This window comes from Pseudomonas sp. YNh (assembly GCF_037993085.1).
Taxonomy (GTDB): domain Bacteria; phylum Pseudomonadota; class Gammaproteobacteria; order Pseudomonadales; family Pseudomonadaceae; genus Aquipseudomonas; species Aquipseudomonas putida.
The window spans coordinates 220,079-232,642 of sequence record NZ_JBBMRJ010000002.1 but is presented as its reverse complement, the minus strand read 5'-3'; the positions used below and the strand labels follow the sequence as shown (position 1 = coordinate 232,642).

The following is a 12,564-nucleotide window of genomic DNA, read 5'->3' as shown; positions in this document are numbered from 1 at the left end:
CCGTCCCCTGTAGGAGCGGCCTTGTGCCGCGAATGGGCCGCGCAGCGGCCCCGTTCAACTGCCGGAGTTCAAGAGCTGCCTATGTCCCACCTGCGTCCCTACAAAGTTGCACTCAACGGTTATGGCCGCATCGGCCGCTGTGTCCTGCGCGCGCTGTTCGAGCGGGGGGCGAAGGCCGGTTTCGAGATCGTCGCGCTGAACGACCTGGCCGACCAGGCCAGCCTGGAATACCTGACACGCTTCGACTCCACCCACGGGCGTTTCCCCGGCGAGGTGAAAGTCGACGGCGACTGTCTGCATATCAATGGCGACTGCGTGAAGGTAATGCGCAGTGCCACCCCCGAAGGCATCGACTGGGCCTCGCTGGGTATCGACCTGGTACTGGAGTGCTCGGGTGCCTATAACACCCGTGCCGATGGCCAGCGTTTCCTCGACGCCGGCGCGCCACGTGTGCTGTTCTCGCAGCCCATGGCCAGCGAGGCCGACGTTGACGCCACGGTGGTCTACGGTATCAATCAGGCCTGCCTGACCGGCAGCGAACGCCTGGTGTCCAATGCCTCGTGTACCACCAACTGCGGCGTGCCGCTGCTACGTGTGCTGGACCAGGCGTTCGGCATCGAGTACGTGCAGATCACCACCATCCACTCGGCGATGAACGACCAGCCGGTGATCGACGCCTACCACCACGAAGACCTGCGCCGCACGCGTTCGGCCTTCCAGTCGGTGATCCCGGTGTCCACTGGTCTGGCACGTGGCATCGAACGCCTGCTCCCGGAACTTGCCGGGCGAATCCAGGCCAAAGCGGTACGTGTACCGACCGTCAACGTCTCGTGCCTGGACATCACCCTGCAGACCGCCCGCGACACCAGTGCGGCCGAGGTCAACCGGGTGCTGCGCGAGGCCGCGCTGGAAGGCCCGCTGAAAGGCTTGCTGGCCTACACCGAGCTGCCGCACGCCAGCTGTGATTTCAACCATGACCCGCATTCGGCGATTGTCGATGCCAGCCAGACCCGCGTTTCCGGCCCCCGCCTGGTGAACCTGCTGGCCTGGTTCGACAACGAATGGGGTTTTGCCAACCGTATGCTCGACGTTGCCGAACACTTTCTGCACGTCGTTCACCCAACCCGCAACAAACAGCCCTGAAGGACTGCATTCATGACCGTGTTGAAGATGACCGACCTCGACCTGCAAGGTAAGCGCGTACTGATCCGCGAAGACCTCAACGTGCCTGTGAAGGACGGTGTGGTAACCAGCGACGCGCGTATCCTGGCAGCGCTGCCGACCATCAAGCTGGCCCTGGAGAAGGGCGCGGCGGTAATGGTCTGCTCGCACCTGGGCCGCCCGACCGAAGGCGAATTCTCTGCCGAGAACAGCCTCAAGCCGGTTGCCGACTACCTGAGCAAGGCCCTTGGCCGTGACGTGCCACTGGTTGCCGACTACCTGGACGGTGTCGCGGTACAGGCCGGCGAGCTGGTGCTGTTCGAGAACGTGCGCTTCAACAAGGGCGAGAAAAAGAACGCCGACGAGCTGGCGCAGAAGTACGCTGCCCTGTGTGACGTGTTCGTCATGGACGCCTTCGGCACCGCCCACCGCGCCGAAGGTTCCACTCACGGTGTAGCCAAGTTTGCCAAAGTCGCTGCTGCAGGCCCGCTGCTGGCTGCTGAACTGGACGCTCTGGGCAAGGCCCTGAAGGCCCCGGCCAAGCCAATGGCAGCCATCGTTGCCGGTTCCAAGGTATCGACCAAGCTGGACGTACTGAACAGCCTGAGCTCGGTCTGCGACCAACTGATCGTTGGTGGCGGCATTGCCAACACCTTCCTGGCCGCTGCTGGTCACCCGGTTGGCAAGTCCCTGTACGAGCCTGACCTGGTTGACACCGCCAAGGCCATCGCTGCCAAGGTCAGCGTGCCGCTGCCCGTCGACGTGGTGGTTGCCAAGGAGTTTGCCGAGAGCGCCGAAGCTACCGTCAAGGCCATCGCCGACGTTGCTGCCGACGACATGATCCTGGATATCGGCCCGCAAACTGCAGCCAACTTCGCCGAGCTGCTGAAGTCGTCGAAGACTATCCTGTGGAACGGCCCGGTCGGCGTGTTCGAGTTCGACCAGTTCGGCAACGGCACCAAGGTGCTGGCAAAAGCCATTGCCGAGAGCGCAGCGTTCTCCATCGCCGGTGGCGGTGACACCCTGGCAGCCATCGACAAATATGGCGTCAGCGAGCAAATCTCCTACATTTCTACCGGTGGTGGTGCTTTCCTCGAGTTCGTCGAGGGCAAGGTCCTGCCAGCGGTGGCAATCCTGGAAGAGCGGGCCAAGGCCTGATGACGTCGGCGCTTGGCAAAGGGAGTGGCCTGATGGTCAAGCAATTGCCTGTGATGATGCTGGCTGGCCTGCTGAGCGCCTGCTCTGGCAGCCCGGCCTCGGATGGCGACCCGGCGCATCCGCCCAAGGGTGGTTGCTACCAGTCCGAGTGGCAGGCCGAAACCGTGCCGGTCATCAGCAAGCGCGTGGGCCCGGAAGGCCTGGAAAAGTACGACGAAGACCACCAGCGCAAGGCGCCGGGTTGCCCTTGATCGGGTGATAGGCAACCTGAAGGTTGATTTGTGGTCTTGAAGAAGGGGCCGCTGTGCGGCCCTTCGCGGGCTTGCCCGCTCCCACAGGTACAGTGCGGTCTCTGTGGGAGCGGGCAAGCCCGCGAAGGGCTGCACGGCAGCCCCAAATCGAGGAAACTGAATGAAAGCGCTTTTGGCCGTAACGGCCCTGGCGACACTGGCAGGATGCTCACTGCTGCAGCCGGCGCAACCCGCCCCGGCAGACAACTGGACCCGTTGGGTCTGCGACACCCAGGCCGAAGTGCTGTGGCGCTTCGCCGATGCACAACGCGAGCAGGTCGACGTACGCCTTGGCGGCGGTGACCAGGTCTACCGGCTCAAGTCCGAGCCGGGTGCTTCGGGTGCGCTGTACAGCGATGGCATGCTGGCCTTCCACACCAAGGGCGAAGAAGGCCTGGTGTACTGGGTGGCAACCAACGACCTGATTGGGCGGGGCTGCAAGGCACCGTGACTGGCCGGGCCGCGTGAATGGCCCACACTACTTGAACAGCAACCGCCCCTGCGGCAGGCTTGCACGAAACAAACGACGCTTGTCGGGAGAGAGATACACAATGGCACTCATTAGCATGCGCCAGATGCTGGACCACGCCGCCGAGTTCGGTTACGGCGTACCAGCTTTCAACGTCAACAACCTTGAGCAGATGCGCGCCATCATGGAAGCGGCTGACAAGACCGACTCCCCGGTGATCGTCCAGGCCTCGGCCGGCGCCCGCAAATACGCCGGTGCCCCGTTCCTGCGTCACCTGATCCTGGCTGCGATCGAGGAATTCCCGCACATCCCGGTGTGCATGCACCAGGACCACGGCACCAGCCCTGACGTCTGCCAGCGCTCCATCCAGCTGGGCTTCAGCTCGGTGATGATGGACGGTTCGCTGGGCGAAGACGGCAAGACCCCGACCGACTACGAGTACAACGTCCGCGTTACTCAGCAGACCGTTGCCATGGCGCACGCCTGCGGCGTTTCGGTAGAAGGCGAGCTGGGCTGCCTGGGTTCGCTGGAAACCGGCATGGCCGGTGAAGAAGACGGCATCGGCGCTGAAGGCGTGCTGGACCACAGCCAGATGCTGACCGATCCGGAAGAAGCGGCCGACTTCGTCAAGAAGACCCAGGTCGACGCCCTGGCGATCGCCATCGGTACCAGCCACGGTGCCTACAAGTTCACCAAGCCACCTACCGGTGACGTGCTGGCCATCGACCGCATCAAGGAAATCCACAAGCGCATCCCCAACACCCACCTGGTGATGCACGGTTCTTCCTCGGTACCGCAAGAATGGCTGGCGATCATCAACCAGTACGGCGGCGACATCAAGGAAACCTACGGTGTACCGGTCGAAGAGATCGTTGAAGGCATCAAGCACGGCGTGCGCAAGGTCAACATCGACACCGACCTGCGTCTGGCTTCCACCGGTGCAATGCGTCGCTTGATGGCGCAGAACCCGAGCGAGTTCGACCCACGCAAGTTCTTCGGTGAAACCGTCAAAGCCATGCGTGACGTGTGCATCGCCCGTTACGAAGCCTTCGGCACTGCCGGTAATGCCTCGAAGATCAAGCCGATCTCCCTGGAAGGCATGTACCAGCGCTACCTGAAAGGTGAGCTGGCCGCCAAGGTCAACTGATCGACCGGCAGCCGTAAAAAACCCGCAGTGATGCGGGTTTTTTTATGGGCGACAAAAAGCCGGAGCATAAATCCGGCAGACCGACCGTTAGTCGGCTACCGTACAGTTGAACCGCTGATAGCGTTCTGATTGCATTGCGTGTTACCACCTCAGGTCTAGAGTACTAATGGATCCAACCGTATTTTGAAGTCGGTCACATAATCGAGAAGCAGCATGGATGGCGCTCAAGCTCAAGTTCAACCACAGCCACTGGATGGCAGCTCGGTTCTACTGGTGGTAGATGACTACCCGGAGAACCTCATCAGCATGCGGGCGTTGCTGGCCCGGCAGGATTGGCAAGTGTTGACGGCAAGCTCGGGGACGGAAGCCTTGAGTGCGTTGCTCGAACACGATGTCGACCTGGTCTTGCTGGATGTACAGATGCCGGAGATGGATGGTTTCGAAGTCGCCCGGCTGATGCGTGGCAGCCAGCGCACCCGGCTGACACCGATCATATTCCTTACCGCCAACGAACAGTCCGAAGCCGCCGTGCTCAAAGGGTACGCCAGCGGCGCTGTGGACTACATGTTCAAACCGTTCGACCCGCAGATTCTCAAGCCCAAGGTCCAGGCCTTGCTCGACCAGCAACGCAACCGGCGCATGCTGCAGCGCCTTACGCGCGAGCTGGAAGCGGCCAGGGCGTTCAATGCGTCGATCCTGGAGAATGCCGCCGAAGGCATCCTGGTGGTGGATGCCCAGGGCATCATCAGTTTTGCCAACCCGGCCATTTCACGCTTGCTGTCTGCCCCGATGCAGCAACTGCAGGGCGTGCACCTGCTCGACCTTGTGCAACTGGCCAGTGCCAGCCTGTGGGGTGATTCTGACTTCTACCAGGCCTACCTGGGGCGGCGTATCTTCCGGGTGCATGATGCCCAGCTGCGTACCCCCGGCGGCGAACTGGTGCCGGTGGCGTTGTCCAGCGCCCCGCTGCCGGCTGACCAACAGGCCATGGTGGTCACCGTGCTGGACATGTCGGTGGTGCGCAACCTGCACCAGCAGCTGGAATACCAGGCTGTAACCGACCCGCTCACCGGCCTGCTCAACCGCCGCGGTTTCTACCAGGCTGCCGAAGGTGCGCTGCTGCGCAACGAGCGCTCGGACAAGGCGCAGGCATTGATATACATGGACCTGGATGGCTTCAAGCGCATCAACGACTCGTTGGGGCACGACACCGGTGACCGTGTACTGCGCTGGGTGGGCGAGCAACTCAAGGATTGCCTGGGCAGCGAGGCCTTGCTGGCACGCATGGGCGGTGACGAATTCACAGCGCTTTTCGACAGCCTGCCGTATCCCGAACAGGCCGGGCGCTATGCCGAGCAGTTGCTTGAGCGTATTTCGATCAGCCACCAGATCGAAGGGCTTGATGTATGCCTAGGGGTCAGCATCGGCATCGCCACCTACCCGGACTGCGGGGCCAATGTGGAAGGCCTGTTGCGCGCAGCCGATGCGGCGATGTACGCCGCCAAGCAGGCCGGGCGCCAGCAGTACCGTTTCTACGACCAGGAGCTCAACGGCCGGGCGCGTTCGCGGCTGATGCTGGAAGACAGTGTGCGCGCCGCCATCGAGCAGCAGGACTTCACCTTGGTGTACCAGCCGCAGGTGTCCTTCATTGATGGCCGACTGCGTGGCTTCGAGGCCTTGTTGCGCTGGCAGCACCCCAGCGTCGGCGACGTGCCGCCGGGGCTGTTCATTCCATTGCTGGAAGAAGCCCGCCTGATCAACCGCCTGGCCAGCTGGATCTACCGCCAGGGGGCCGCCCAGCGCCAGGCTTGGTACGACCGGTTTCCCGCCGACCTTGTGCTTGGCATCAGCCTGAGCCGCGCGCAGTTTGTCATGCCCGGCCTGGTCGAGGAGTTGCAGCGGGTGATCCAGCTTTACCAGCTGGACCCGGCGCAGCTGGAGGTGGAAGTCGCGGAAACTTCGCTGATGTACAACATCGATGCGGCGGTCAAACAGATACACCGCTTGCGCGAGCTGGGGGTGCGGGTGGCCCTGGACGATTTTGGCGCCGGCGACTGCTCGTTGCGCATGCTGCGTGACTTGCCGATCGACACCTTGAAGCTCGACCGCCACCTGGTGGCGCGCTTGCCCGATTCGGCAGTAGATGCTGCCCTGGTCCGCAGTGTCATCGGCCTGTGCGCCGACTACGGCATCACAGTGATCGCCGAGGGTGTGGAAACCCCGGCCCAGGCGGCTTGGCTGAAGGCCAATGGTTGCGAATACGTGCAGGGCTTCCTGGTGGCGTACCCGATGACCGCGGCGGATGCCAGCGGCTTCCCGGCGATTTTCTCCTGGCCTGGGCCATGATTGGCTAGAATCGGCATTCGTCACGCCGAATGCAGCGCCATGACCGTATTACGTTACTTGCAAGCCTACCCCCCGCACCTGCAACAGCAGGTGCGGCAGATGATCGACAGCGACCGCCTGGGCGAATACCTGCAGCGCCGCTACCCCGACCGCCATGACGTGCAAAGCGACAAGGCGCTGTACAGCTATGCCCAGGACCTGCGCCAGCAATACCTGCGCAGTGCGCCGAACCTGGACAAGGTGCTGTTCGACAACCGTCTCGACCTGACCCATCGGGCCCTGGGCCTGAACACGGCGGTGTCGCGGGTGCAGGGCGGCAAGCTCAAGGCGAAGAAGGAAATCCGCATTGCCTCGCTGTTCAAGGAGGCTGCGCCGCAGTTCTTGCGCATGATCGTGGTGCACGAACTGGCGCACCTGCGCGAGCGCGACCATAACAAGGCGTTCTACCAGCTCTGCCAGCATATGGAGCCGGACTACCACCAACTGGAATTCGACCTGCGCGTCTACCTGACCTATCGGGAGCTGCCGGGCAACTGTTAAGGACTACGCAGCATGGAAGTGAGCAAGACCAAGAGCAGCTTCTACCGTCGCCTGTATGTCGCGTGGCTGATCGACAGCCAGACCGCGACCAGCGTGCCCGCCCTGATGGAGGCCACCGGCATGCCGCGGCGCACGGCCCAGGACACCATCGCCGCCCTGGCCGACCTGGACATCGTCTGCGAGTTCGAACAGCAGGAAGGCGCACGCAACCACGCCGGGCATTACCGCATTCATGACTGGGGGGCGATCGACAAGCAGTGGATCATCCGCCATCTGCGGCAGATCCGCGAAGTGCTGGGTTACCCCTGAAGCATTTGGGGCTCAGGCCTGTGCGTAACCTGTGGGAGCTGGCTTGCCGGCGAAAGGGGTGCAAAGCACCCCGGCAATGTCAGCCTTTGCGCATCCCGATGTGCGGGATGTCATCTTCAAGATGTTCCTCGCCCACCACCGCAAACCCATGGCGGGCATAAAACCCCTGCAAATGCGCCTGCGCCGACAGGTAAACCGGTACTCCCGGCCAGCAGTGCTCCGCTGCCTCAAGCCCCTTGAGCAGCAAGTGTTCTTCAAGCGCCAATTCGCGCGCTTCAGGTGATGTCACCATCCGCCCGATTACCACGTCCCCGCCTTGGGACTGCGGATCGAGCAGGCGCAGGTAGGCCACCAGCTGGTCATCCTGCCAGGCCATGAGGTGCAGGGTATCGTCAGTCAGATCCTGGCCATCGACGTCCTGATAGGCGTAGCGCTGCTCGACCACCAGCACTTGCATGCGCAATTGCAGAATTGCGTAGAGCTGGTCCTTGCCGAGATCGGTGTGGTGCTTGCAGATCCAGTCGACGGACATTGGCGCGAACTCCTTGAGTGGGTCTTCGATCATCGCATGGTGTATGGCCTTCGGCCAAAATAGAGGCTAAATGACACTATTGGCCGCTGCCCTTGGTAACAGCTTTGTGTAATCTCTTCGGCAGTGTGTGCCCACCATTGCGAAAGGACTTGAGCATGCGGCCACTGCTTTGTGTTCTGGGATTACTGGCAATGCTGGTGGCCACGGCCGCCCCGGGTCACGACAAGCTACGCCTGGTGGCTGACAACTGGCCACCGTTCACGGATGCCAACATGCCGGGCGGCGGCCTGGCGACCAGCATCGTCACCACGGCGCTGGCCCGTGCCGGCTACAGCAGCAGCTATGAAGAAGCGCCCTGGGCGCGGGCGCTGCTGGGGGTAGGTGAAGGGCGCTACGACATACTGATCAATGCCTGGTACAACGACTCGCGCACCAACATCGGGCAATTTTCCAACGCCTACCTGACTAACCGCATTCGCCTGCTGCAACGCACGGGCGAGGCGTTCCACTACAAAGGCCAGTCGGATCTGTACCCCTACACCATCGCCGTGGTACGTGATTACGCCTATTCACCGGAATTCGACGCTGATACCCGCCTGCACAAGGTGCCGGTGCGCAACTTTTCGTCGGCGGTACGCATGCTGGCGGCAGGGCGGGTGAACCTGGCGGTGGAGGACGAGTATGTGGCCCGCTACAACCTGCAGCGTGAGCCGCAGGAGGTGCGTGACGGGGTAATGCTGGTGGAGCCGCCGCTGGGGGAGAACACCCTGCATATCCTTGTGAGCCTGAAGCACCCGGAGCATAAGCGCATCGTTGAGCGCTTCGAGCAGGCCATTGCGGCGATGAAGGCCGATGGCAGCTATGACCGGCTGATGCGCCAGCATGGCTTCTGATCTGTATCGCCTGTGCCGGCCGCTTCGCGGGCTCGCCCGCTCCCACAGGTACCCCATACACCTCAGGTTCTGTGGGGTCTCTGTGGGGGCGGGCGAGCCCGCGAAGAGGCCAGCACAGGCAACAAGGCAATCAGGCCGGGGCACCTTCCTTGATCAGGTGTGCCGCCAAGGTCCGCAACGGCCCCAACTGTCGGCAAATCAACGCCAACTGTGTCTGCACCAACCGCTGATGTTCATCCAGCTCTTCCGGCATCTGCTCCAGCGCATTGGCCAGCGCCTCTTCGGCATCGCTGTGAATCGCCACCGGTAGCCGAGCGGCCAGGCCGTTGGCAATCTCGTCCAGGCTGCTGGCCAGGCTTTGCCCGGCGCCCTCGATCAACTGCTCCTGCACCTCTGCCGGCAAGGCCGTGTCACGGTGCGCGCCCAGCCCCGAGAGGTAGCTGAGCAAGGTGTGCGACAGCACCAGGAAGCGGAAGCCGACGTCGGCTTCCTTACGGAAGTGCCCAGGCTCCATCAGCATGTTGGCCAAGGTCGTGGACAGCGCGGCGTCGGCGTTATGGGCGTTGCGCCGGGCCAGGCGGTAGGCCAGGTCGTCGCGCTTGCCGTGGGCATACTGCTGCATGATCTGGCGCAGGTACACGCTGGCGCAGGCCAGGGTATTGGCCAGCGCCTTGTTCAGCCGTCGCCCTTGCCAGTCCGGCAGGAACAGGAACACCGCCAGGATGGCGATCAGGCTGCCCACCAGGGTATCGAACAGGCGCGGCAGGAACAGGCCGTAGCCATCGCCGATCTGGTTGAAGCAGAACAGCACCATCAGGGTGATCGCGGCCGTGGCCAGGGTGTAGCGGGTGGTGCGGTTGACGAAGAACACTACCCCGGCAACCACGGCGAACAGCGACTGGATGACCGGGTTGGGGAACAGGTCGAACAATGCCCAGCCCACTGTCAGGCCGACGGCGGTGCCGAAGATTCGCTGCACCAGCTTGCGCCGGGTTGCACCGTAGTTGGGCTGGCACACGAACAGCGTGGTGAGGATGATCCAGTAGCCCTGGGTCGGGTGGATCAGGTGCACCATGCCGTAGCCGATCGACAGCGCCAGCGGCAGGCGCAGGGCGTGACGGAACAACAGCGAAGTCGGTGTGAGCTGGGTGCGCAGGCGCTTCCACACGTCCTTCAGCGAGCGTGGCGAGCGGTCGAGCAAGCTGCTGTCGCTGGTATCGGCCAGGCTGTCCGGGTTGCTGGCGGCGCTTAGCAGGCGGTCCAGCGTTGCCAGGTTGGCGGCCAGTGCCCGCAGCGAGCGCAACAGGCTGCGCCAGGCCGGGTTGTTCTGGAGGCGCAGGTGCTCCAGCGAGGCGTTCAGGTCTTCGAGGGCTTCTGGGTAACCACTGGCCAGCACAAACGGCTGGCGCAGACGGATCGAGCGGGCCAGCTCCTGGCACGACGAGCCTTGTTTACGCAGCAGGCGCTGGCAGCGGAACATCACGTCGCTGTGGAAAAACGCTTCGGTCAGGCCGTTGTAGGGGTAGTGCGAGGCACTGACCCGCTCGTGAATGTCCTGGGCCAGGAAGTACAGTTTGAGGTAGCGGCTGACCTTGGAATTGGGCTGGCTGTTGCCTACCCGGTGCAGGATGATCTCCTTGGCTGCGTTGAGCGCTGCCACCACCTTGCCGTTCTGCTGGGCCAACTCCAGGCGCCGGGCCTCGACGTCGAGGGTGCGGATGGGCTCGAACAGGCTGGCCTTGAGCTTGAGGTAGCTGCCCAGTTCGAAGAACAGCTTGGCCAGGCTCTGTTGCACCGGCTGGTTGGAAAACAGCGCCTGCCACAGTACCGAAAGCAGCCCGTACCAGGCCGCACCGGCCACCAGTAACAGGGGCTCGTGCCAGAAGTCCGTCACTTGGCCACCGCGCTGGTCCACACCGATCATGGTGTAAACCGCCGTGATCAGTGTCGCCGAGGCAATCGCACCATAGCGCTCGCCCAAGGCGCCGAGCATGGTCAGGCCGAACGCCGCCAAAGCCAGGGCGATGGCGAATATCCAGGGGTAGGGGAACAGTAACTCGACCGCCAGTGCAGCGATGGCGAAACATACCAAGGTAACGGCGAGGGCGCTGAGGCGGCCCTGCCAGCTGTCGTCGGTTTCGGCCAGGGCGCTGGCGATGATGCCGAGGAACAGCGGAATCAGCAGGGCCATCTCGTTCTGGTACCAGCACAGGGCCAGGCTGCCGGTGAGGGCGATGGTGACCCGGATGCTGTAGCTGAACTTGTCTTGGCCCCACAGGCGACGCAGTGACTGACGGAACGAGCTCGATGACATGATGGCCTGCTAGGCAGTGAGCGAAGAATGCATTGCAGCACGGGCCAGCAAGAAGCGTTCCGTGCTGCTGAATGGATTCTACTCTACACGAACTGCGCCGCGGCGTTGGCTGATGCCCAGGCCCACTGGAAGTTGAAACCGCCCAGGTGGCCAGTGACATCCAGCACTTCCCCGATGAAGTACAGCCCGGGGCTTTTCAGCGATTCCATGGTCTTGGACGACACTTCGCGGGTATCCACGCCGCCCAAGGTCACTTCGGCGGTGCGGTAGCCTTCGGTGCCGGCCGGCACCACTTGCCAGTTCGCCAGTTTTTCGGCGATTTGCGCCAGTTCCGCCGGGGTGTACTGCTTCATCGGCCTGGACTCGAACCATTGCTCGGCCAGCAGGTTGGCCAGCTTGCGGGTGAATACCTCGCCCAGCACGGTCTTCAGTTCGGCGTTGGCACGTTCGGCCTGCATCTGTTGCAGCCAGGTGAGCGCATCGCGGTCCGGCAGCAGGTTGATTTCGACCGTGTCACCGGCTTCCCAGAACGACGAAATCTGCAGGATCGCCGGGCCGCTCAGCCCGCGGTGGGTGAACAGCAGGTTCTCGCGGAAGCTGGTGCCGTTGCAGCTGGCGGTGCAGTCCAGCGAGGTACCGGACAACTCGGTGCACAGTGCCTTGAGCTGGGGCTCGGTGATGGTGAACGGCACCAGCCCGGCGCGGGTTGGCAGCAGGGTGTGGCCAAACTGGCGCGCCACCTGGTAGCCGAAGCCGGTGGCGCCCAGGGTCGGGATCGACAGGCCGCCGGTGGCGATCACCAGCGACTGGCAGGCGAACTGGCCGCCGCTGGTCTGCAGCAGGTAGCCGCTTTCGGTCTTCTCGATGTGTTCGATGCTGGTGTGCATGCGGATCTCGGCGCCGGCCTCGTCGCATTCGGCCAGCAGCATGTCGAGGATGTCGCTGGCCTTGTTGTCGCAGAACAGCTGGCCGAGCTTCTTCTCGTGGTACGCCACGCCGTGCTTGCACACCAGCTCGATGAAGTCCCACTGGGTATAGCGGGCCAGGGCCGACTTGCAGAAGTGCGCATTGTGCGACAGGAAGTTGGCGGGCTCGGTGTACATGTTGGTGAAGTTGCAGCGCCCGCCGCCGGACATGAGGATTTTCTTGCCCGGCTTGTTGGCGTGGTCGAGCAGCAGCACCCGGCGGCCACGGCGGGCGCTGAGCTGGGCGCACATCAGGCCGGCGGCGCCGGCGCCGAGGATGATCACGTCGGTGGAGTGCACGGTGTTACCTCATGGGTAGTTTGGGGCCGCTGTGCGGCCCATCGCCGGCAAGCCAGCTCCCACAGGCCGTGCACAAGCCTGAGGCCTGTGGTGATCCTGTGGGAGCTGGCTTGCCGGCGATGGGCTGCAGAGCAGCCCCA

Annotated in this window: 12 protein-coding genes; 9 read left to right on the top strand and 3 right to left on the bottom strand. The window is 63.2% G+C overall.

Features of this window, described 5'->3' with window-relative positions:
• The first annotated feature begins 81 nt into the window (after nucleotides 1-81).
• The 8 genes from epd to WF331_RS03040 all read left to right on the top strand — a co-directional run bounded on the left by epd (nucleotide 82) and on the right by WF331_RS03040 (nucleotide 7,420).
• The gene (gene epd / locus WF331_RS03075) at nucleotides 82-1,143 is read left to right on the top strand and encodes an erythrose-4-phosphate dehydrogenase (RefSeq protein WP_049272988.1); all 1,062 of its coding nucleotides are present in this window, start codon (nucleotides 82-84) and stop codon (nucleotides 1,141-1,143) included.
• A 12-nt stretch (nucleotides 1,144-1,155) separates the two neighbouring features.
• A complete protein-coding gene (locus WF331_RS03070) occupies nucleotides 1,156-2,319 on the top strand; it encodes a phosphoglycerate kinase (RefSeq protein ID WP_016501945.1) in 1,164 nt (387 codons plus the stop codon).
• Nucleotides 2,319-2,570 (top strand): hypothetical protein, encoded by a 252-nt coding sequence (locus WF331_RS03065; protein WP_016489511.1) that lies wholly within the window; start codon nucleotides 2,319-2,321, stop codon nucleotides 2,568-2,570. The genes WF331_RS03070 and WF331_RS03065 overlap by 1 nt, the downstream gene beginning before the upstream one ends.
• Before the next feature lie 160 nt (nucleotides 2,571-2,730).
• Complete coding sequence (locus tag WF331_RS03060; protein ID WP_016501944.1) at nucleotides 2,731-3,060, top strand: MliC family protein; 330 nt, start codon at nucleotides 2,731-2,733, stop codon at nucleotides 3,058-3,060.
• 100 nt (nucleotides 3,061-3,160) lie between these two features.
• Nucleotides 3,161-4,225 (top strand): class II fructose-bisphosphate aldolase, encoded by a 1,065-nt coding sequence (gene fba, locus WF331_RS03055; RefSeq protein ID WP_016501943.1) that lies wholly within the window; start codon nucleotides 3,161-3,163, stop codon nucleotides 4,223-4,225.
• A 213-nt stretch (nucleotides 4,226-4,438) separates the two neighbouring features.
• On the top strand, nucleotides 4,439-6,571 hold the full coding sequence (locus WF331_RS03050; protein ID WP_016501942.1) for a putative bifunctional diguanylate cyclase/phosphodiesterase: 2,133 nt from the start codon (nucleotides 4,439-4,441) through the stop codon (nucleotides 6,569-6,571).
• Between the two features lie 39 nt (nucleotides 6,572-6,610).
• The gene (locus WF331_RS03045) at nucleotides 6,611-7,111 is read left to right on the top strand and encodes a M48 metallopeptidase family protein (protein WP_016501941.1); all 501 of its coding nucleotides are present in this window, start codon (nucleotides 6,611-6,613) and stop codon (nucleotides 7,109-7,111) included.
• Between the two features lie 12 nt (nucleotides 7,112-7,123).
• Complete coding sequence (locus WF331_RS03040; RefSeq protein ID WP_003249396.1) at nucleotides 7,124-7,420, top strand: winged helix-turn-helix domain-containing protein; 297 nt, start codon at nucleotides 7,124-7,126, stop codon at nucleotides 7,418-7,420.
• Nucleotides 7,421-7,499: 79 nt separating this feature from the next.
• Here the strand turns inward: WF331_RS03040 and WF331_RS03035 are convergent, their stop codons facing one another.
• Nucleotides 7,500-7,952, bottom strand: a complete 453-nt coding sequence (locus WF331_RS03035; protein WP_016501940.1) for a GNAT family N-acetyltransferase — start codon at nucleotides 7,950-7,952, stop codon at nucleotides 7,500-7,502.
• A gap of 155 nt (nucleotides 7,953-8,107) precedes the next feature.
• Between WF331_RS03035 and WF331_RS03030 the strand changes: the two genes are divergently transcribed.
• Nucleotides 8,108-8,845, top strand: a complete 738-nt coding sequence (locus WF331_RS03030; protein WP_041167917.1) for a substrate-binding periplasmic protein — start codon at nucleotides 8,108-8,110, stop codon at nucleotides 8,843-8,845.
• Between the two features lie 130 nt (nucleotides 8,846-8,975).
• Here WF331_RS03030 and yccS read toward each other — a convergent pair whose 3' ends face one another.
• Both yccS and WF331_RS03020 read right to left on the bottom strand, forming a co-directional pair.
• The gene (gene yccS / locus WF331_RS03025) at nucleotides 8,976-11,159 is read right to left on the bottom strand and encodes a YccS family putative transporter (RefSeq protein ID WP_016501938.1); all 2,184 of its coding nucleotides are present in this window, start codon (nucleotides 11,157-11,159) and stop codon (nucleotides 8,976-8,978) included.
• Nucleotides 11,160-11,242: 83 nt separating this feature from the next.
• Nucleotides 11,243-12,424, bottom strand: coding sequence for a BaiN/RdsA family NAD(P)/FAD-dependent oxidoreductase (locus WF331_RS03020; protein WP_016489502.1), 1,182 nt, complete (start codon nucleotides 12,422-12,424; stop codon nucleotides 11,243-11,245).
• Between the last annotated feature and the right edge of the window lie 140 nt (nucleotides 12,425-12,564).

What these genes read in the sequence shown, in the direction of transcription:
- epd (WP_049272988.1), top strand. Translation starts at nt 82, where the DNA reads ATGTCCCACCTGCGTCCCTACAAAGTTGCACTCAACGGTTATGGCCGC.
- WF331_RS03070 (WP_016501945.1), top strand. Translation starts at nt 1,156, where the DNA reads ATGACCGTGTTGAAGATGACCGACCTCGACCTGCAAGGTAAGCGCGTA.
- WF331_RS03065 (WP_016489511.1), top strand. Translation starts at nt 2,319, where the DNA reads ATGACGTCGGCGCTTGGCAAAGGGAGTGGCCTGATGGTCAAGCAATTG.
- WF331_RS03060 (WP_016501944.1), top strand. Translation starts at nt 2,731, where the DNA reads ATGAAAGCGCTTTTGGCCGTAACGGCCCTGGCGACACTGGCAGGATGC.
- fba (WP_016501943.1), top strand. Translation starts at nt 3,161, where the DNA reads ATGGCACTCATTAGCATGCGCCAGATGCTGGACCACGCCGCCGAGTTC.
- WF331_RS03050 (WP_016501942.1), top strand. Translation starts at nt 4,439, where the DNA reads ATGGATGGCGCTCAAGCTCAAGTTCAACCACAGCCACTGGATGGCAGC.
- WF331_RS03045 (WP_016501941.1), top strand. Translation starts at nt 6,611, where the DNA reads ATGACCGTATTACGTTACTTGCAAGCCTACCCCCCGCACCTGCAACAG.
- WF331_RS03040 (WP_003249396.1), top strand. Translation starts at nt 7,124, where the DNA reads ATGGAAGTGAGCAAGACCAAGAGCAGCTTCTACCGTCGCCTGTATGTC.
- WF331_RS03035 (WP_016501940.1), bottom strand. Translation starts at nt 7,952, where the DNA reads ATGTCCGTCGACTGGATCTGCAAGCACCACACCGATCTCGGCAAGGAC.
- WF331_RS03030 (WP_041167917.1), top strand. Translation starts at nt 8,108, where the DNA reads ATGCGGCCACTGCTTTGTGTTCTGGGATTACTGGCAATGCTGGTGGCC.
- yccS (WP_016501938.1), bottom strand. Translation starts at nt 11,159, where the DNA reads ATGTCATCGAGCTCGTTCCGTCAGTCACTGCGTCGCCTGTGGGGCCAA.